19 protein-coding genes are annotated in these 19,780 nt (G+C 67.2%); 8 read left to right on the top strand and 11 right to left on the bottom strand.

Features of this window, described 5'->3' with window-relative positions:
• Positions 1 to 17: 17 nt before the first annotated feature.
• From BMX17_RS07415 to BMX17_RS07405, 3 genes are all read left to right on the top strand, one after another.
• On the top strand, positions 18 to 1,250 hold the full coding sequence (locus BMX17_RS07415) for an HD domain-containing protein (protein ID WP_092658851.1): 1,233 nt from the start codon (positions 18 to 20) through the stop codon (positions 1,248 to 1,250).
• On the top strand, positions 1,247 to 2,284 hold the full coding sequence (locus BMX17_RS07410) for an amidohydrolase family protein (protein ID WP_170845357.1): 1,038 nt from the start codon (positions 1,247 to 1,249) through the stop codon (positions 2,282 to 2,284). Before BMX17_RS07415 ends, BMX17_RS07410 begins: the two co-directional genes overlap by 4 nt.
• A gap of 68 nt (positions 2,285 to 2,352) precedes the next feature.
• Positions 2,353 to 2,820 (top strand): universal stress protein, encoded by a 468-nt coding sequence (locus BMX17_RS07405; protein WP_092658850.1) that lies wholly within the window; start codon positions 2,353 to 2,355, stop codon positions 2,818 to 2,820.
• Here BMX17_RS07405 and BMX17_RS07400 read toward each other — a convergent pair.
• Positions 2,817 to 3,752, bottom strand: coding sequence for a biotin--[acetyl-CoA-carboxylase] ligase (locus tag BMX17_RS07400; RefSeq protein ID WP_092658849.1), 936 nt, complete (start codon positions 3,750 to 3,752; stop codon positions 2,817 to 2,819). The genes BMX17_RS07405 and BMX17_RS07400 overlap by 4 nt on opposite strands.
• Positions 3,753 to 3,831: 79 nt before the next feature.
• Between BMX17_RS07400 and BMX17_RS07395 the strand changes: the two genes are divergently transcribed.
• Positions 3,832 to 4,299: a MaoC/PaaZ C-terminal domain-containing protein gene (locus BMX17_RS07395; RefSeq protein ID WP_092658848.1), complete on the top strand. Its 468-nt coding sequence runs from the start codon at positions 3,832 to 3,834 to the stop codon at positions 4,297 to 4,299.
• Positions 4,300 to 4,305: 6 nt separating this feature from the next.
• On the opposite strand, the gene BMX17_RS07390 is transcribed toward BMX17_RS07395, so the two are convergent.
• On the bottom strand, positions 4,306 to 6,156 hold the full coding sequence (locus tag BMX17_RS07390) for an acetyl-CoA carboxylase biotin carboxylase subunit (RefSeq protein ID WP_092658847.1): 1,851 nt from the start codon (positions 6,154 to 6,156) through the stop codon (positions 4,306 to 4,308).
• A 133-nt stretch (positions 6,157 to 6,289) separates the two neighbouring features.
• Between BMX17_RS07390 and BMX17_RS07385 the strand changes: the two genes are divergently transcribed.
• Both BMX17_RS07385 and BMX17_RS07380 read left to right on the top strand, forming a co-directional pair.
• On the top strand, positions 6,290 to 6,766 hold the full coding sequence (locus tag BMX17_RS07385; protein ID WP_092658846.1) for a cupin domain-containing protein: 477 nt from the start codon (positions 6,290 to 6,292) through the stop codon (positions 6,764 to 6,766).
• 60 nt (positions 6,767 to 6,826) lie between these two features.
• On the top strand, positions 6,827 to 7,075 hold the full coding sequence (locus BMX17_RS07380) for a hypothetical protein (RefSeq protein ID WP_092658845.1): 249 nt from the start codon (positions 6,827 to 6,829) through the stop codon (positions 7,073 to 7,075).
• Position 7,076: 1 nt separating this feature from the next.
• On the opposite strand, the gene BMX17_RS07375 is transcribed toward BMX17_RS07380, so the two are convergent.
• Positions 7,077 to 7,403, bottom strand: a complete 327-nt coding sequence (locus BMX17_RS07375; RefSeq protein WP_244514948.1) for a DUF8022 family protein — start codon at positions 7,401 to 7,403, stop codon at positions 7,077 to 7,079.
• On the bottom strand, positions 7,384 to 8,934 hold the full coding sequence (locus BMX17_RS07370) for an acyl-CoA carboxylase subunit beta (RefSeq protein ID WP_092658843.1): 1,551 nt from the start codon (positions 8,932 to 8,934) through the stop codon (positions 7,384 to 7,386). Before BMX17_RS07370 ends, BMX17_RS07375 begins: the two co-directional genes overlap by 20 nt.
• Before the next feature lie 282 nt (positions 8,935 to 9,216).
• On the opposite strand from BMX17_RS07370, the gene BMX17_RS07365 reads away from it, so the two are divergent.
• Both BMX17_RS07365 and BMX17_RS07360 read left to right on the top strand, forming a co-directional pair.
• Positions 9,217 to 10,095, top strand: a complete 879-nt coding sequence (locus tag BMX17_RS07365; RefSeq protein WP_092658842.1) for an isocitrate lyase/PEP mutase family protein — start codon at positions 9,217 to 9,219, stop codon at positions 10,093 to 10,095.
• Between the two features lie 96 nt (positions 10,096 to 10,191).
• Entirely contained in the window at positions 10,192 to 10,620 is a 429-nt protein-coding gene (locus BMX17_RS07360; protein ID WP_092658841.1) for a universal stress protein, read from the top strand.
• A gap of 30 nt (positions 10,621 to 10,650) precedes the next feature.
• Here the strand turns inward: BMX17_RS07360 and BMX17_RS07355 are convergent, their stop codons facing one another.
• The 7 genes from BMX17_RS07355 to acs (BMX17_RS07325) form a co-directional block, all read right to left on the bottom strand.
• Entirely contained in the window at positions 10,651 to 10,866 is a 216-nt protein-coding gene (locus BMX17_RS07355) for a DUF8119 family protein (protein WP_092658840.1), read from the bottom strand.
• A gap of 65 nt (positions 10,867 to 10,931) precedes the next feature.
• Positions 10,932 to 11,411, bottom strand: a complete 480-nt coding sequence (locus BMX17_RS07350; RefSeq protein ID WP_092658839.1) for a universal stress protein — start codon at positions 11,409 to 11,411, stop codon at positions 10,932 to 10,934.
• A 4-nt stretch (positions 11,412 to 11,415) separates the two neighbouring features.
• Positions 11,416 to 13,056, bottom strand: coding sequence for a VC_2705 family sodium/solute symporter (locus BMX17_RS07345; RefSeq protein WP_092658838.1), 1,641 nt, complete (start codon positions 13,054 to 13,056; stop codon positions 11,416 to 11,418).
• A complete protein-coding gene (locus BMX17_RS07340; protein WP_092658837.1) occupies positions 13,053 to 13,523 on the bottom strand; it encodes a DUF4212 domain-containing protein in 471 nt (156 codons plus the stop codon). Before BMX17_RS07340 ends, BMX17_RS07345 begins: the two co-directional genes overlap by 4 nt.
• Positions 13,524 to 13,613: 90 nt before the next feature.
• Positions 13,614 to 15,593, bottom strand: coding sequence for an acetate--CoA ligase (gene acs / locus BMX17_RS07335; RefSeq protein ID WP_092658836.1), 1,980 nt, complete (start codon positions 15,591 to 15,593; stop codon positions 13,614 to 13,616).
• Positions 15,594 to 15,834: 241 nt separating this feature from the next.
• Complete coding sequence (locus BMX17_RS07330; RefSeq protein WP_170845356.1) at positions 15,835 to 17,658, bottom strand: bacterio-opsin activator domain-containing protein; 1,824 nt, start codon at positions 17,656 to 17,658, stop codon at positions 15,835 to 15,837.
• A 124-nt stretch (positions 17,659 to 17,782) separates the two neighbouring features.
• Positions 17,783 to 19,747, bottom strand: coding sequence for an acetate--CoA ligase (gene acs / locus BMX17_RS07325; RefSeq protein WP_092658834.1), 1,965 nt, complete (start codon positions 19,745 to 19,747; stop codon positions 17,783 to 17,785).
• Positions 19,748 to 19,780: the final 33 nt, after the last annotated feature.

The raw sequence follows: 19,780 nt of genomic DNA, 5'->3' as shown, positions 1-19,780 counted from the left end.
GGGTAAAGTCCGGCGTAATGGATATCAAGGACAGCGTCCACGACCACATCGAGGTGCGCGGGGTCGCGACGGACCTGCTGGACACACCGCTGGTCCAGCGACTCCGACACGTCCGCCAGCTCGGCACCGTCACGCTGGTCTATCCCTCCGCGAACCACACCCGCTTCGAGCACAGCCTGGGCGTCTATCACCTCGCCGACGAGGCACTGAGCCACCTCAACGTCGAGGGTCAGCAGGCCGAGCGGGTGCGGGCGGCCGCCCTGTTGCACGACGTGGGCCACGCGCCGTTCAGCCACAACGTCGAGTCCGTCGTCCACCGCCATACCGGGAAGTGGCACGACGACGTGCACGAACTGCTGGAGTCGGGGGCGGTCGCCCGCGTCCTCTCGGATCACGGGCTGAACCCCGACGCGGTGGCCGACCTCGTGGCCGGCGACGGCAAGCTCGGCCAGCTCGTCTCGGGCGAACTCGACGTGGACCGGATGGACTACCTCGTCCGGGACGCCCACCACACCGGCGTCCCCTACGGCACCATCGACCACGAGCGGCTGGTCCGGGAACTCTCCTTCGTCGACGGGGAACTCGTCCTCGCGGAGGGCAACGTCCAGACCGCCGAGAGCCTGCTCGTCGCCCGGGCGCTGATGACCCCGACAGTGTACAGCCACCACACCGCCCGCATCTCCAAGTCGATGCTCCGACGGGGCGCGGAACGCCTGCTCGATGCGACCGACACCACCGCCGAAGCGATGCGCCGGATGGACGACCACGACCTGCTCGTCGCGCTCCGGCAGTGCGAGGCGACCGCCGAGACCGCCCGCCGGCTCACCGAGCGTGACCTCCTGAAGCGCGCGGTCTGGGCAGAGATGGGCGACGTGCCCGAAGCGTTGCTGGAGCGGGACCACGACGGAATCGCCCAGGCCGAACGCGACATCGCCGCCGAGGCGGAAGTCGACCCGGCCGACGTGATCCTCGACGTGCCCAGCCGCCCCGAGATCGAGGAGACGACGAGCCGGGTGATCGTCAACGGGGAGATCCGACCGCTGGGTGACCAGTCGACGCTGGTCGGCGCGCTCCGTGCGGTCCAGCGCGACCAGTGGCGACTCGGCGTGTACGCCCCCGAGGACGTGACCGAACGGGTGGGGCACGCCGCCAGTCGCGTCCTCGGGCTCGACATCGACGGCTCGCTGATCAGCGACGCCCGGCCCGGTGTCCACACCACGCTCGACGACTTTCACGAGGGTAGCGGATGAGCGAGCGCCGCGTGATCGAAGGCCGAATCCTTCGTGGGAAAGAGTTCGAGGTTATCGAGGGCCGTGTGATCGTCGCCGACGGACAGGTCGCGGGCATCGAGGAGGAACCCGTCGACACCGACGACATCGTCGTCCCGGCGTTCGTCAACGCCCATACCCACATCGGCGACTCCATCGCCAAGGAAGCCGGCGAGGGGCTGAGCCTGGACGAACTCGTCGCGCCGCCCGACGGCCTGAAACATCGACTGCTCCGGGAGGCTAGCCACGAGGAGACCGTCGCGGCGATGAAGCGGTCCCTCTCCTTCATGCAGTCGGGCGGCACGGCGGCCTGTATCGAGTTCCGCGAGGGCGGCGTCGAAGGCGTCCGCGCGATGGCCGAGGCCGCCGAGGGGCTGGACATCGAGTCGGTCACGCTCGGCCGCGAAGAGATCGAAGCCATGGAAGCCGCCGACGGGTTCGGCGCGAGCGGGGCCCGCGACGGCGAATTCGGCCGCGAACGGACCGCCACCCGCGAGGCTAACAAACTGTTTGGCATCCACGCGGGCGAGCGCGACCCCGACGACATCAACGGGGCGCTCGATCTCGATCCCGACTTCCTCGTCCACATGGTCCACACCGAGCCGATCCACCTGGATCGAGTCGCCGACAGGGAGGTGCCTATCGTCGTCTGCCCGCGCTCGAACCTCGTGACCGGCGTCGGCACGCCCGATATCGCCGAACTGGCCGAGCACACGACGGTCGCGCTCGGGACGGACAACGTGATGCTCAACAGCCCCTCGATGTTCCGGGAGATGGAGTTCGCCGCGAAACTCTCGGACGTGTCGGCCCGCTACGTCCTCAAGATGGCGACCCACCACGGGGCCAAGGTCGCGGGCCTGAACTGCGGCGTGATCGAGGAAGACCGGGACGCCCGCCTGTTCGTTCTCGACGGTGACTCGGACAACCTCAGCGGCTACCAGAACCCCGTCCGCGCCGTGGTCCGTCGCGCGGGCGAAAGCGACGTGCGCGAGGTCGTCCTCGAAACCGCCGACTGACGAGTGACCCCGCCCGGTTCCCAGTTACAGTTAAGCCGGCCGCCGTCGAAGGTTGGTAATAGATAACAATGTACAATTGCGTCCTCCTGCCGACGGACGGGTCGGCGGAAATGGAACCGGTGGTCGACCACGCGGCCGCGCTGGCGGACAGAGACGACGCCTCGATCCACGCGCTGTACGTCGTCGACGCGGCGAGTTTCTCCAGTCTGCCGATGGAGACCAGCTGGGAGGGAATCTCGGAGTTGCTGTACGAGGAGGGGACGGCCGCGCTGAACGAGGTCGAGCGGATCGTCGGCGGCCGCGCACCGGTCGAGCGGATCGTCGCCGAGGGCAAACCGAGCAAAACGATCGTGGAACACGCCGACGACGACGGCTGTGACCTGATCGTGATGGGGACACACGGGCGCGGGGGCATCGACCGCCTCTTGCTCGGAAGCGTCGCCGAGCGCGTGGTCCGTCGCTCGCCGGTCCCGGTGATGACGGTCCGCGTGGAGGAACCGGCCGTCGTCGACCGTGAGCCGGAGATGAAGGCCTAGACCGGCCGGAGGTGTTCACAGTCGCCGGCGCTCACGCGAACGGTCCCGTCGTCGGTCTCGACCACGAGCGTGCCGGGAAACTCGATATCCACGGCCTCGCCGACGACCTCGCCACCTGGCGTGTCGACCCTGACCCGCCGCCCGAGGGTGTCCGCGAGGTCCCGCCAGGCCGGCACCACCGAATCCAGATTCGATCGTAGCTCGTGGAACTCCTCCAACACGCGCTGGGTGAACACCCGTCGATTCACGTCCCCGTTCTCCGCACGGAGGCTGGTCGCCCCGTCGACGAGGTCGGCGGCGTCGACGTTCGCGTTGATCCCGATGCCCACGACGACCCACGAGACTCGATCCGCTTCGCCCTCCATCTCGGTGAGGATGCCGGTGAGTTTCCGCTGGCCTCCATCACCGTCGGCCACCAGCACGTCGTTGGGCCACTTGATCGCGGCGTCGACGCCGGCCTCGCGGGCCGCACGGGTCGTCGCCACCGCGGCCGCGAGCGTGAACGCGGGCGCGTCGGCGGGCGGCACCGTCGGCCGCAGGAGAATCGACAGCCAGATGCCGCCAGAGGGAGCCGTCCACGCCCTGTCGAGGCGGCCCCGGCCCCCGGTCTGCTCGTCGGCCAGCACGACCACGTCCTCGCGGCCTTCGTCGGCGAGTTCCCGAGCCCGGTCGTTGGTACTCGGGATCGTGTCGTGATACTCCACCTCGAAGGGGGCGTCCAGTCCGAATTCGACCGCCTCGCCACCGAACTCCGGTATGGAGACGAGTTCGTAGCCGTCGTCACCGCCGTCGATGGAAAAGCCCGCGTCCCGGAGCGCCTCGATGTGTTTCCAGACTGCGGCACGTGACACGTCGAGGCGGTCGGCGAGTGCCGGCCCCGGTACTGGCCCGTCGGCGATGGCGTCGAGAACGCGGTGGCGCGTCTTCTGCATGGATCGGCTTGGCCCGGCGAGGTAGAAAAACCGACGGCTCACGCGTCGTGTTTTTGCCCCCGTCGGGCCAACGGCGCGTATGCGCTACTTCGAGGACATCGCGGTCGGCGAGACCGGAACGTTCGGGGCGGAGACACTGACGACGGAGGAGATCGTGGCCTTCGCCGAGCGGTGGGACCCACAGCGGTTCCACGTGGACGAGGCCGCGGCCGCGGAGTCCATCCACGGCGAAGTGATCGCCAGCGGGCTCCACACGATCGGCGTCGCCATGCGCAACTGGGTCGACGCGTGGCTCGACGACGTGGCGAACCTGGGTGCACGTTACATCCAGCGCGTCGAGTTCCACGACCCGGTCCACCCCGGCGACACGCTCGCCGTCCGGGGCGAGGTCCTCGACGCGACGGTCCCGGACCACACCGACAGCCACGGCTATCTCGACTACGAACTCACGGCAGCGGTCGACGGCGATCCCGCGATGACGATGGTGACCGATTTGGTCGTCCAGCGACGCGGGGACGGTCCAGAAGATACCGACACCGACGGCTAATCCCGATCAGTCGATCACGACCAGCAGGTCGCCCATGTCGACGCTCTCGCCCTCGGCGATGGCGACCTGTTCGACCGTGCCGCCCGCGGGGGCGACGACGTCGTTCTCCATCTTCATCGCTTCCAGCACGCAGATCACGTCGCCGGAGGCCACCTCGTCACCCTCGGCGACGTTGACCTCCAGGATGGTCCCCTGCATCTCGGCGGTGACCTGCTGGCCCTCGGCCGCGGCGGCCTGGCCACCGCCGCCTCCGCCGCCACCGCCGCCCGAGCCGCCGGAGGGGCGCTGGGGCTGGTCCCCGCCACCGCCGTTGCCGGCGCTTGTCGGGATGGGTGGCGCGCCGCGCTCTTCGAGGTTGACGCTGAACCGCTTGCCGTTGACCTCGACGGTGAACTCGCGTTCGACGACCTCTTCGTCCCCGTCGGCGCTGCCGCCATCGTCGGTGCCCCACTTCTCCTGGGCCTCGTCGATGCGCTCGGGGTCGAGTTCCTCGTCGAGGTACTTCGTGTGGTGTTTGCCGTTCACGAACGCCTCGTCTTCGAGCATCAGCCGGTGGAACGGGATGATCGTCGGGATCCCCTCGATATCGTACTCCCCGAGCGCTCGCTGTGACCGGGTGATACACTCCTCGCGGTCCGAGGCGTAGACGATCAGCTTCGCGATCATCGAGTCGTAGTCAGTCACGAGGTCGTCGCCCTGCCGGAGCGCGTCGTCCATCCGCACGCCGATCCCGCCGGGCGGGTCGTAGGTCGCCAGTTCGCCGCCGGTCGCCGGCGCGAAGTCCTCCGCGGCGTTCTCGGCGTTGATCCGGAACTCCATGGCGTGGCCGTCGATCTCGACGTCGTCCTGTGCGAAACCGATCTCCTCGTCGGCCGCGACCCGGAGCTGCCACTTCACGATATCGATACCCGTAATCTCCTCGGTGACAGTGTGTTCGACCTGGATGCGCGTGTTCACTTCGAGGAAGTAGAAGTCCGCGTCCGCGCCCAGCACCTCGTCGGGGTCCCGATCCGGGTCCTCCTCGACGAGGAACTCGACAGTCCCGGCGTTGTAGTAGTCGGCGGCGTCGACGCCGCGGCGGGCGGCCTCGCCGATTTTCTCACGCAGTTCGTCGTCGAGGGCGGGACTCGGGCCCTCCTCGATGACCTTCTGGTGGCGGCGCTGGAGCGAGCAGTCCCGCTCGCCCAGGTGGCGGACGTTCCCGTGATGGTCGGCGATGATCTGGACCTCGATGTGGCGCGGGTCCTCCAGATAGCGCTCCAGAAAGACCGAATCGTTGTCGAAGTAGGCCTCGCCCTCGCGCTTTGCGCTCTCGAGTTGCTCCTCGATCTCGCTTTCCTCGCGGACGATCTTCATCCCGCGGCCACCGCCGCCACCTTCGGCCTTGATGGCGATGGGGTAGCCGTGTTCCTCGGCGAACTCCCGGACGGCCGCGGGTTCCTCGATGGGGTCGGTGCCGGGGATGATGGGCACGTCGGCCTCGCTCATCACGTTGCGGGCCTTGGTCTTCTCGCCCAGTCGCTCCATCGCGTCGCCGGCGGGACCCACCCAGGTGACCCCCTCGGTGGCCTCGACCTTGCGGGCGAACTCGGCGTTCTCCGCGAGGAAGCCGTAGCCGGGGTGGATCGCGTCGGCGTCGGCCTGCTGTGCGGCCTCGATGATCGCGTCGTGATCGAGGTAGGAGTCGGCCGCGCGGGCCGGGCCCACGTTGTACGCCTCGTCGGCGTACCGGACGTGTCCCGAGTGCTTGTCCGCTTCACTGTAGACGGCGACCGTGTCTATACCCAGTTCCTCACAGGCGCGCATCACCCGGACCGCGATTTCTCCCCGGTTCGCGACGAGCACCGTATCGAACATACCCTCTGTACCGGGAGTCGCCCTATAAAAGTATGCGCACGCGGCAAGGGAAAACCCGCTCCAGTCCGACCGGATAAACTACCCAATATGCGAACCCGAAAACCGTTTGTCGGGGCGTGCGGACCGTACCGATATGGAACACGTTACCGTCGAGGAGTTAGACACGTTCCCACACCCGCTGGACGCGACCGAGGGCGCGCGGGCACTGGCCGACGCGCTGGGCACCACCGACGTGGCGATGAACCACTACACGCTGGCCCCCGGCGAGGCCCCGGACGGCGGCTACCACACCCACCTCGACCAGGAGGAAATCTTCTACGTGCTAGAGGGCACGGTGACCTTCGACACCGAAGACGGGTCACAGGAAGTCGAGGCAGGCGAGGTCGTCCGCTTCGCACCCGGCGACTACCACCACGGCGAGAACAAGAGCGACGAGCAGGCGACCGTCCTGGCTATCGGCGCGCCCGGGAAGCGCCACGACTGGGACCAGCTCCGCGTGCCCGTTCCCTGCCCGAACTGCGAGGACGTGGACGCGATGGGCGTCGACATCGCGGCCGGCGACCAGGGCGGCCTGCGCTGTCCCGAGTGCGACGAGACGATGAGCGTCTAAACGTCAGTGACTGTTTGAGTCTCCGAGCGACTTTTGATAACTCCGTGGAACTGTGGTGACGTGACGGACAGCTCACCCGTTCCGCCGGCACAGTCGGTATCGACCTACGTCGAAGAAGGGGCTCGCATCGCCGCGATCTTGCTGGTCTGGGGGATCATCTCCCTCTCTTTCGCGTTCGGCCTGACCGAGATCGGCGTCTTCGGCCGCGTCTTCTGGGTACTGGGCGGCGTCTTCGCGCTCACCGGCGTCCTCAACGCCGTGGTGTACGTCCTGTTCCGCACGGTCGATTACTGGCACTGGCAGGCCTGACTCACATCCGGTCGGTCCGGCCCGCGGCCGTCCACGGATCTTTCGGCGCGTCGGTCGGCACGCGCACCGAGCGGCGACGCTTGCGCGCCACCTTGCTGGCGAACTCCCACTTGCCCTCGTCCCAGTTGGGGCCGCTATCTCCGTCGGCCGCGGCCGCTGCGGCGAGTTCCTGATCGCGCATATGTGCGCCGATGGCGGCGGCGACGGCAGCCGCTTCGTCGGCCTCGGCGTCGTCGGCCAGCGCCGCCTCGACGGCGGTGAGCAAGGCCTCCTCGCCGGTCCCTGCGGGAGCGTTCTCGTCCCCCATCTCAGAGCGGGATGTTGCCATGTTTGCGGTCGGGCGTGTCCTTGCGTTTCCCCCGGATCATCTCCAGGTCGGTGATGAGTCGGGCGCGCGTCTCCTGCGGTTCCAGCACGTCGTCGACGAAGCCGCGCTCGGCCGCCGTGTAGGGATTGGCGAAGGCGTCGCGGTACTCGTCGATGAGTTCCTGCCGGCGGGCCTCCACGTCCTCCGCACTCGCAAGTTCGTCGTCGTAGAGGACGTTCACCGCCCCCTTCGGTCCCATCACGGCGATTTCGGCCGTCGGCCAGGCGTAGTTCATGTCCGCCTCGACGTGCTTCGAGGCCATCACGTCGTAGGCCCCGCCGTAGGCCTTCCGGGTGATGACGGTCAGCAGCGGCACGGTCGCCTCGGAGTAGGCGTACAGCAGCTTCGCGCCGTGTTTGATGATCCCGTCGTGTTCCTGGTCGGTGCCGGGCATGAACCCGGGCACGTCCACGAACGTCAGGATGGGGATGTTGAAGGCATCACAGAATCGGACGAATCGCGCCCCCTTGACCGAGGCGTCGATGTCCAGCGTCCCCGCGTTCACGTGGGGATTGTTGCCGACGATGCCCACCGAGTGACCGTCCATCCGGGCGAAGCCGATGGTGAGGTTGCGCGCGAACATCTCGGCCACCTCGAAGAAGGAACCCTCGTCGACGATGCTATCGACGACGTTTCGCATATCGTAGGGCTTCTGGGGCTGATCGGGAACGATGTCCATCAGGTCGTCGGGTTCCCGTTCGGGGTCGTCCCACGGCTCGACGCGGGGCGGGTCCTCGACGTTGTTCTGCGGGAGGAACGAGAGGAGATAGGCGATATCGTCCAGGGCCGCCTCCTCGGCCTGGGCGGTGAAGTGTGAGACCCCGGATTCGGTGGCGTGGGTCTGTGCGCCACCGAGTTCCTCGAAGCCGACTTCCTCGCCCGTGACGGTCTCGATCACGTCCGGGCCAGTGATGAACATATGGCTGGTGTCCTGGACCATCATGATGAAGTCCGTGATGGCTGGGGAGTAGACCGCACCGCCTGCACACGGCCCCATGATCGCCGAGATCTGGGGGACGACGCCCGAAGCGAGCTGGTTGCGGTGGAAGATGTCGGCGTAGCCCGCCAGCGAGTCGATCCCCTCCTGAATGCGCGCGCCGGCGGAGTCGTTGAGGCCGATGATCGGACAGCCGGTCTCGATGGCCTTGTCCATGATCTTACAGACCTTCTGGGCGAAGGCTTCGCCCAGCGAGCCGCCCATCACGGTGAAGTCGTGGGCGAAGACGAAGAGCTTCCGGCCGTCGACCTCGCCGTAGCCGGTGACGACGCCGTCGCCGGGCATCTCCCGCTCGTCCATGTCGAAGTTCGTCGAGCGGTGCTCGCGGAGGGTGTCGACCTCGTTGAACGTGCCGTCATCGAGGAAATACTCGATGCGCTCGCGGGCGGTCATCTTCCCGCGGTCGTGCTGGGCCTCGATGCGGTCTTCACCACCACCGAGTTCGGCCTCGCGCTTGCGTTCGCGGAGTTCTTCGACGCGGTCCTCGATCGTCATCGCGTATCACGTCCCCGTACGTCCATCTTGGCAGTGAACACGAAGCCGGGTGAAAAATGTTTTCCGGAGTAGTGAGGCGCGACCAACGGGAGCGCCGCCGTGATAGCGAGCGGGGCGTGAAACGACCCGCGAGCAGGGAGGCGCGAACGCAGTGAGCGCCCCCGACGATGCGAACGGCGACAGCAGGGTCGATAATATTTCGTTGTCGAAACTGTCGGTCCTTCGAGCAACGAGTGGGACGGATCGGCAACGATTAGGCGGGCGGACGCCCTCGACCGAGCCATGACAGCGAACGCGCAGGCCGAGCGGTTCCGGGAAGTACTCGACGGGGAGGGAATCGTCGCGTTGCCGGGCGTCCACGACGCGCTCTCGGCCCGGCTGGCCGAGCGAGCCGGGTTCGAGGCCGTCTTCACGTCCGGATTCGGGATCGCGGCGTCGACGCTGGGACTCCCCGACTTCGGGATGATGTCGATGGCCGAGAACGTCGAACGGATCGATCGGATCGCCGGCAGTGTCGACGTACCACTCGTAGCCGACGCCGACACGGGGTACGGGTCGGCCGTGAACGTCCGGCGGACGGTCGGGGAGTGTCTCGATGCCGGTGTCGCGGGCGTCATCCTCGAAGATCAGGAGTGGCCCAAACGCTGTGGCCACATGGACGAGAAACGCGTCGTGCCGGCCGCGGAGGGCGTCCAGCGGATCCGCGCCGCGGCGGACCTCCGTGAGGAGCGTGACGAGGACCTGGTGATCGTCGGCCGGACGGACGCCCGCGCGGTTCACGGCCTGGACGAGGCCATCGAGCGCGGGCGCGCCTACGCCGACGCCGGCGCGGACGTGGTCTTCGTCGAAGCCCCCGAATCGCGGACCGAACTGGAGCGCGTCGCCGCGGAGATCGACGCGCCGACGGTCGCCAACGTGGTCGACGACGGAAAGACGCCGGAGCTGTCGGCCGCCGAACTCGACGAGATCGGGTTCGAAATCGCCGTCTACCCGCTGTCTGCGCTGTTCGCGGCCACGGAGGCGATGCAGGACGCCTACGAGACGTTGGCCGAGACGGGCACGACCGAATCCGTGGGCGGGATCTCCTTCGAGGCCTTCGAGGACGTGGTCGACGCCGACGGGTATCGAGCAGTCGAGCGGCAGTACGCGCCAGAAGAGTAACTGGCCGGACTGCCGGGAGTCGGTGGCCGAACACGTTCCCAGGATCCGGGAATCTTGACGTTGGATTAAGTTGATATCGGTCGAATCTTGTCGTGTATGTACGAGACTGTACTCCTCCCGACGGACGGAAGCGAGGTCGCCGCCGGCGCGGTCGAGCACGCCATCGACGCCGCGAGCCGTCACGACGCGACGGTCCACGTCCTCTACGTGGTCGACGAGAGCGTCGCCAACGCCGCACCCGGGCTGGCGATGGGCGAAATCAACGAGAAACTCGAAGACGAGGGCGAGCGCGCCATCGCGGACCTGGAAGAGACGATCAGTGAGGCGGGCCTCGACACGGAGGCCGCGATCCGGGTCGGGACACCCGACGAGGAGATCCTCAAGTACATGGACGATGTCGGTGTCGATCTCGTGACGATGGGCACGACGGGCAAACGGATCGTCGAGCGCGAGCGCGTCGGAAGCGTCACCGACGCGCTCGTCAGGAAGGCGACCGTCCCGGTACTGGCGGTGCCGCGGACCTGATCCGAGGGCGGGAACGGGCGGCGAACCGCGTTACTGCCGTTCGCGCGCCAGTTCCAGCGACCAGAAGAAGCCGAAGTAGGCGAGGATGCCAGCGAGCATGAACAGATAGTAGGCCCACTGCGGGCCGTCGACGAACCGGAAGAACAGTTCGACGATCGTCACCCACACCAGGGCGAACAGCAGATCCGAAACCATCCCGGAACGGTGTTCCCGGACGTGATCGCGGATGCTATCGACGAGACTCATCGCCGGTCACCTCGGATCGGCCGCGTGTGTGGGCGGGTCATGCTCGTGTGTAAGGGAGTTGGTGGCTATTCCGCTTGTGCTTCGTCGTCCTCGCCGTGGGCGTCGACCACCAGGACCGGGAGCCGGGTCCGCCGTAGGACCTTCTCCGTGACGCTCCCGAGGATGACCCGGGAGAGGCCCGACCGGCCGTGACTCCCCATGACGATCAGGTCGATATCGCTGTCCTCGACGAACTTCCGGACGGCGCGGGCGGGTTCGCCGACGCGCATATGTTCCTCGACGGTCAGCCCGTGTTCGGCCGCCCTGTCGGCGACGTAGCTCGTCGCCTCGTCGGCCGCCTCCTTCACTTCGGGCATATCGTCGAGGTTGCCCTGCCGGATGCGGTCGACCTGCTCGGTCCCCAGCGAGTAGCTGGTGGCGTCCACGTCCACGACGTAGAGGACGTGGACCGTCGCGTCGTACTTCGAGGCGAGATCGATCGCCTGGTCGACCGCGTACTCTGCCGTCTTGCTCCCGTCGGTGGGAACGAGGATGTTGTCGTACATGGCTCTAGTCGTCCGCGGGGGTCTGGCCCCCGTCGGTACTCACGACGTCTTCCGCGGTCTGTTGCTGGCCCATCGGCTTGGGGCTGTGACACTGCCTGACCATCTTCTTGGTCTTCTCCGGGGGTTCCGTGGTCGCCAGCGAGACGATGATCGTGACCGCAAAGACCAGCGGTGTCCCGGGCAGGGCCGCGCCGATGGCGGGCACGAACTCGCCGTAGACCTCGCTGAATGGCATGATGAGGTCGTTGACGACGGCGAGGATCCAGATCGTCAGCCCGGTCGTCATCCCGGCGAGTGCGCCCTGCCGGTTCGTGTTCTCCCACCAGAGGCCGAGGAAGAACATGGGGAAGAGCACGAGCGCGGCGAGCGAGAACGCGAGCGCGACGAGTTCGCCGATCAGCGCCGGCGGGTCGAGCGCGGTGAGCGTCACGATCGCACCCATCGCGACGATCGTCGCACGGCCGAGCAGAATCTGCTGGCGCTGGGTCGCGTCCGGGTTGATGAGTTCGGTGTAGATGTCGTGTGCGACCGCGGAAGAGGCCGTGATGAAGAGGCCTGCCGTGGTCGCGATCGCGGCGGCCATCGCACCGGCCGCGACGAAGCCGACCAGCCACTGGGGAAGCTCCGCGAGCTGGGCGGCCAGCACGACGATCACGTCACCTTCCGCACCGGACATCCCGCCGGCATCGGCGGCGGCGAAGACGGTGTCGGGCGAGATGTTGTTGACGGCGGCGAACAGGTCGACGCCGAGTGCGGCCATCGCGGGGGCCGACCAGTACAGGAGCATGATGAAGAACAGGCCCGAGACGGTCGACCAGCGGGCGGTCCGCTCGTTCTGGACCGTGTAGAACCGCACCAGGACGTGGGGGAGTCCACAGGTCCCGAACACGAGCGAGAACGCGGTCGCCACCCAGACGTAGAACGGGGCGTTGACGAACGGTTCGGAGAACTGGGTCGAGAGGTCGCTGATCAGGGCACCGTACTGGATCTGGGGCAGGAACATCCCCTGGTGGAACCAGCCAACCGCGAAGACGCCGACGAGGAACGCCACGATGAGGATGACGTACTGGACGGCCATCCCTTTGGTCGCGCCGAGCATACCGGAGAGTGCGAGGTAGCCGACTGTGATCGCCATCATCACGATGACCATCGGGACGAAATCCAGCCCGAACACGTACTGGCCGACCAGCCCCATGCCGCTGGCCTGCCCGACGGAGTAGACGTACGCGATGAGCAGCGTGGTGAACGCCGCGATGGCGCGGGCCGTCGAGGAGTTGAACCGGTCCCCGACGAAGTCCGGTGCCGTGTACTTCCCGAACCGGCGCATCTGCGCGGCCAGGAAGATCAGCAGGACGAAATAGCCCGTCGTCCAGCCGACGACGAAGGCCAGTCCGTAGAACCCGGACAGCGCGATCAGCCCCGCCAGGCCGAGGTACGACGCGGCCGACATCCAGTTGGCGGCGATCGCCATGCCGTTCTCGACGTAGCCGATCCCGCGTCCGGCGACCCACATCCCTTCGGTGTCGGCGACCTTGAACAGGTAGCCGATGGCGAGGAAGGAGGCCATCATCAGGAAGACGATGGCCGCCCCGAGTGGCTTGAACGAGATGTTCAGTTCGCCGGCCGCCTGCAACGGCAGCATCATTCGTTCACACCTCCGTCGGTCGCCGCCGCTTCCTCGGCTCCCGTGGGTGACCCCGTCGTTTGCGTGGAGTTGATGCCGTATTTCTCGTCGAGTTTGTCACGTCGGTGGGCGTAGATCGCCGCCAGAATCAGCGAACTGGTCGGCGCGAAGAAGCCGACCAGGAAGTAGTGGGCCGGGAAGCCCAGGATCGACAGCGACGTCATCGTCTCCGGAGCGAGGAAGGTCGCGGTGACCGGCCCCCACGTGGCGAGGATCCAGGCGATGAAACTCCCCCAGACCAGCTTCAGGTGGTCCCGCATGAACCGCGTGCTGGGTCTGAGCAGGTTGACCTCGCTGTCGAGGTAGTCGGTTTGCTGGTGGTCCTGTGCAGCCTGTGATACCGTACCGCCGTCGGGTTCGGCTACCGGGGATTCGTCGTCTCCGGTCGCCGCACCGTCCGGCGAATCGTGCGTGTCTTTGTCTCTCATATTTCGGTCGTGTGATGGTGTCGTGGGTGGTTCGTGTCGAATCGAAGTCAGGTGGGGTGGTGTCGTGAGATCGCGTGGATGAGGCGGACCTCAGTCCTCGCCGACCTTGCCGGCGATATCGTCGACGATCTCGGGGTTACGGAGCGTACTCGTGTTTCCGAGTTCCTCGCCGTTGGCGATGTCCTCGAGCAGGCGACGCATGATCTTGCCCGACCGGGTCTTGGGAAGTTCCGGCGAGAAGATGACCTCCTCGGGGCGAGCGATGGGGCCGATGGCGTCCTCGACGCCTTCGACGATTCGCTCGCGGAGGTCGTCGTCGCCCTCGTATCCGTCCTCGGTGATGGCATAAGCGTAGACCGCCTCGCCTTTGATGTCGTGGTTGCCGCCGACCACCGCGGCCTCGGCGACGCCCTCGACGCCGACGATGGCGCTCTCCACTTCCATCGTCCCGAGCCGGTGGCCCGAGACGTTGATCACGTCGTCGACGCGGCCCAGCACCGTGATGTAGCCGTCGTCGTCGATCTTCGCGCCGTCCTCGGGGAAGTAGACCCACTCGTCGGTGCCCTCGTCGGAGTACTCCTGCCAGTACTCCTCGATGAACCGCTCGTCGTTGCGGTACAGCGTCCGCAACATTCCGGGCCAGGGTTTGTCGACGGTGAGGTAGCCGGCCTCGCCGGGTTCGACGTCGTCGCCGCTCATGTCGACGACGTTCGCGCTGATCCCGGGCAGCGGCGGCCCGGCCGACCCGGGCTTCATCTCGTTGACGCCGGGGAGCGTGGTGACCATCATCCCGCCGGTCTCGGTCTGCCACCAGGTGTCGACGACCGGGCAGGACTCGTCGCCGATGTGTTTGTAATACCACTTCCACGCGCGCGGATTGATCGGTTCTCCGACGGTTCCGAGCAGGCGCAGGCTCGACAGGTCGTGCTGAGCCGGATACTCCTCGCCCCACTTCATGAACGCGCGGATCGCGGTGGGCGCGGTGTAGAGCTGGGTCACGTCGTAGTCCTCGACGATCTCCCAGAGCCGGTCCTTGTCCGGGTAGTCAGGCGTGCCCTCGTACATCACCGTCGAGGTGCCCAGCGCGAGGGGGCCGTAGACGATGTAGCTGTGGCCCGTGATCCAGCCGATGTCGGCCGAACACCAGTAGGTGTCCTCGGGCTTGATGTCCAGCACCGCGTGGGAGGTCCACGAGACGTAGGACAGGTAGCCACCGGTGGTGTGTTTCACACCCTTTGGCTTGCCCGTGGTTCCCGACGTGTACATCAGGAACAGCATATCCTCGGCGTCGCGGGTGACGGGGTCGACCGATGCGCCCGCGTGCTCGTCGATCAGGTCGTCGTAGTCGTGCTGCTCGTCGTCGAGGTCGTGGTCGAGTTCGTCGCCCAGTCGGTCGACGACGACCGTGTCCACGCCGTGCTCCACGCCGCTCAGGCCCTCGTCGGCCTTGTCCTTGTGATCGAGCGGGTCACCCCGGCGGTAGTAGCCGTCGCAGGTGACCAGATACTCCGACTCGGCGGAGTTCATCCGGGTGGCCAGCGCGTCCGCGGAGAAGCCGGCGAACACGACGGAGTGGGGTGCGCCGATCCGGGCACAGGCCAGCATCGCCACCGGCAGTTCCGGGATCATCGGCATATACATCGTCACCACGTCGTCTTCCTCGACGCCGAGATCCCGCAGCGCGGCCGCGAACTCCTCGACCTCGTCCAGCAACTCCTGGTACGTGTAGGTGCGCGTCTCCTCGGTCGGTTCCCCGACCCACTCGATGGCGACCTCGTCGCCGCGGCCGTCCTCGACGTGACGGTCGAGGCAGTTGTACGACGCGTTGAGCTTCCCGTCTACGAACCACTCGTAGAACGGGGCGTCACTGTCGTCGAGCACCTGGTCGTACGATGCCTCCCAGTCCAGCAGATCTGCGGCCCGCTCCCAGCAGTCGGGCCAGTTCTCCTCGAACTCCTCGTAGATGGCTTCGTCGGTGACGTTCGCCTGTTCGACGAACGACTCGGGCGGCTCGAAACTCTCTCCCTCCGGTAACCGGGCTTCGAGTTCACCCTCGGATTCCTCGGACATGGTCCATCATCATCATTCACGACATCGCCCTAAAGAAACGGTTCTAATTATGCTAATCCCTGACGGGCGTCCAGCGGCCGACCTGTCGGTCGAGAACACGAACGAACGGAATTCGCGTTCATCGAGCGTGGTGAACCACCACACAGTTTTCGTGTTTCGAGAGTTTCAAACTCTGAGTCGACTGATTTCGGCAGTAGAAACTGGACACTAAACAGTTAGCGATGGGGACACACGCCGGGAGTCAGTCCTCGGCCCAGGGCGACTCGTGGTCACCCGGTCGCTGATCGTCGGTGAAGAAGGCGGTGAGGAGTTTCTGCTGGGCGCGCCGGAGGTGGTTGTGGAGGGTCGGTGAGGTGATCCCGATGGCGTCTGCCAGTTCTTCGGCGGTACTACCACGGGGCCACTCGAAGTACCCGGCGTGGAAGGCGGCCTGCAGGACCGCCGACTGCTTTTCCGTGAGGGAATCGCGCAACGACGCGCGGAAGGCCGTCGGCGTCTCGGCCGGCCGGTCGCGCTCGCGTTTGGTCACCAACTTCGTGTCGGGGAAGGCGTCGGTCACCGCCGTGACCAGTCGGCGCACGTCGGTCTCGGCCGACACCTGCCCGACGACGCGCTCGGTCCCGCTCGTGGCGTCCAGCTCGCCGACCGTCGCGCCGTGGTCGACCAGTGTCGTCGCCACGTCGCCCCCAGACACGACCAGTTCCAGCAGGGACTCGTCACCGTAGTCACGAACCAGTCGCGCGTCGTCGACGGCGGCGCGGTCGGTCGCCCACGAGAGGACTTGCTCGGCACCGGCATCCGAGAGTGTGACGAAGTACACCAGTGCCCCCTCCTCGCCGGGCACGACGCCGTCCAGCGTCACGGTGCAATCGTGTTCGCTCGACAGCCGGGCGAAAAACGAGTCCGGGTCGCCGCTCTCGAAGGTGAGTTCGACGACGGTGTCGGCCAGCAGGAGTCGGCGCTGTTCGACGACGGTGATCGCCTGTCCGAGTCGCCGACCCAGATACGACAGTAACGTACGCTCGCGGTCGGTCACTGGCGCTGTGGTCCCGACACCGAGGACGGTATCGACGGACTCGCCGTTGCCGACCGGCACGACCGCTGCCCCCCGATACCCGGCCGCATCGGCGTGGTCGCGCCACGCGGCGAAGTCCGAATCCGACTGCACGTCGTCGGTCGTCCGGACGCCGTCCGTCGAAAGAACTTCCCCCACGGCCCCGTCCTCGGGCGAAATGCTGTCGAGTTCGGCCGCGTCGGTCCCCGCTTCCGTCGTGACACCCATCGAATCCCCGCGCCGTCGGCCGATCCACGCCACGGCGTAGGGGTCGCCGTCCACCAGGCGGTCGCAAGCCTGGCGCTCGATCCCGTCCCGCGTCGACGCCGTCGACAGCGCGTCGGCGGCGGCCCGGATCCGCTCGAAGGCGGCGTCGAACCGCGTGCCGACGGTCGCTCCGTCGGCGACACCCGCCTCGCCGACGCCCTCGACCAGTGAGGTCCGCTCGAACGCCGCCGCGACGTCCTCCCGGTCCAGTTCCGGGAGGAGGCGCTCGAGGCGTTCGACACTCCCCCACCCGCCGACCGTCGCGACGACGTGTGGATCGACGCCCTCCTCGGCGAGCAGTCGCCGGGCGAAAAACTGGCGGAGCGTCCGCGAGGAGACGGATCGGAACCGCTCGTCGCCGGTCCGGTCGGCCGCACGCTCACCCGTCTCCGCGACGAGCATCTGCACCCGCCGCGGCGAGACCGCCACCAGTCGTTCCTCGTCGTCGATATCGTTCGCGCGGGCGAACTGCCGGAGATCGTGTTCCACGTCCGGCGGGAGGTACGCCCGCCGGTCCGTCCCGCCGTCCCCGTCGGGGACCGCCAGGAAGTAGTGGTCGGTGCCGTCGCGGTCGTACGTCACCACGTCGTCGGGCCGTACACGGGCGATCTCGGCGGGCCGCAACCCGACCTCGCCGGCCAGCCTGACGACCAGTTCCGCGCGGAACGTCTCTGTGGCCCGCCGGAGCCGACGGTACGCCGACGGCGTCAGTTCCGTCCCGGTGTCGGTCTCCGCGGCACACATCTTTCGTCTATCTTTGGAAAACCGAAACATCAACCTTGCGGCGACAGTCCCCGTTTCTCGATTCGACCGGAGCTACCGCCGAATGCCCGCGAACGAGTTTCGGATATATAGAGAAATGCGAAACTCACTCCTCGTCGTCGAGCGCGGATTCGAGTTCGCCGACGACCTCGGGGTTGCGGAGCGCGCTGGTGTCGCCCAGATCCTCGTCGTGGGCGACCGATTCGAGCAGGCGTCGCATCACCTTCCCCGAGCGAGTCTTGGGCAGGTCGGGTGTGAAGACCACTACGTCGGGGACGGCGATGGGGCTGATGGCCGACTCCACGGCCTCGTGGACCTGCTCGCGGAGCGTGGCTTCGCCCGCCCCCTCCGCCGGACTCACGTAGGCGTAGACTGCTTCACCTTTCAGGTCGTGGGGGCCGGCGACGACCGCGGCCTCGGCGACGCCGGTCACGTCGGCGACGGCGCTCTCGATCTCCATCGTCGCGAAGCGGTGCCCCGAGACGTTGAGTACGTCGTCGACCCGGCCCAGCAAGGTGACGTAGCCGTCCTCGTCGACGGTCGCGCCGTCCTCGGTGAAGTAGGCCCAGTCGTAGCCGTCGAGGTTCGGGCGGGCCGGCTCGCGGGCCGCGAACCAGTCCTCGTCGTGGACCATCGACAGCGGCATCCCCGGCCAGGGGTCGGTGACGACGAGATACCCCGACTCGCCGGGGTCGACCGATTCACCGTCGCCGTCGACCACGTCCGCGCTGATCCCCGGGAGCGGTCGGCCCGCCGCGCCGGGTTTCATCCGGTCGACGCCCGGCAGTGTCGAGACCATCACCCCGCCGGTCTCGGTCTGCCACCAGGTGTCGACCACCGGACACTCCCCGTTCCCGATGTGGTCGCGGTACCAGTTCCACGCGCGAGGGTTGATCGGTTCCCCGACGGTTCCCAGGAGTCGAAGACTCGACAGGTCGTGCCGGTCGGGGTGTTTCTCGCCCCACTTCATGAACGCGCGAATCGCGGTCGGGGCGGTGTAGAACACGTCCACGGCGTTGCGCTCGATCAGTTCCCACACCCGGTCTTTCTCGGGATGGTCGGGTGTGCCCTCGTAGAGCATCGTCGTCGTCCCCAGCGCGAGGGGGCCGTAGACGGTGTAGCTGTGGCCCGTGATCCAGCCGATGTCGGCCGAACACCAGTAGGTGTCCTCGGGCTTGATGTCCAGCACCGCGTGGGCGGTCCAGGCGACCTGGGCGAGGTAGCCCCCGGTCGTGTGGCGGACGCCCGTCGGTTCGCCGGTCGTGCCGGAGGTGTAGATCAGAAAGAGCTGATCCGTGGCGTCGCGGGCCACGGGCTCGACGGTCTCGCCGCGGTGGGTCGCCACCAGCTGTTCGTAGTCGTGTTCACCCTCGGCCAGCGGCGTCCCGTCGCCGAGGCGGTCGACGACGACCGTCGTCACGTCCTGATCGAGCCCGATGGCGGCGTTGTCGGCCTTGCTCTTCTGGTGGACGGGCGCACCCCGGCGGTAGTAGCCGTCGCAGGTGATCAGGTACTCCGAGTCGGCGTCGTCCATCCGGGCGGCGAGTGCGTCCGCCGAAAAGCCCGCGAACACGACCGAGTGGGGCGCACCGATGCGAGCACACGCCAGCATCGCGACGGGGAGCTCGGGGATCATGGGCAGGTAGAGAGTAACCACGTCGTCTTCCTCGACGCCGAGATCGCGCAGCGCGGCCGCGAACTCGTTGACCTCCCGGTAGAGTTCGAGATACGAGTAGGTCCGGGACTCGCCGAGTCGGCCTTCCCAGGTCAGCGCGACCTGATTTTTCCGGCCGTTCTCGACGTGCCGGTCGAGGCAGTTGTAGGATGCGTTGAGCCGTCCGCCGTCGAACCAGCGGAAGGGCGGCCCCGCACCGCCGAGTACCTCGTCGTAGGGCTCGGCCCAGGAGAGCAGGTCCGCGGCCCGTTCCCAGCAGTCGGGCCAGTTCTCCGCGAACCCCTCGTATACGCCCGGATCGGAGACGTTTGCCTGCTCGACGAACGACGGTGGCGGGTCCACGGCCGCCCCGACCGCCGCACGTGCCGACTGTTCCGCCGAATCCTCGGAGGGCATCTGTCGGTCGAAACTACGGTTTAGCGCGAATAA

The sequence above is a fragment of the Halorientalis persicus genome (genome assembly GCF_900110215.1).
Lineage (GTDB): Archaea > Halobacteriota > Halobacteria > Halobacteriales > Haloarculaceae > Halorientalis > Halorientalis persica.
The sequence above is the reverse complement of the archived record's forward strand: the minus strand, read 5'-3'. Positions and strand labels throughout refer to the sequence as shown.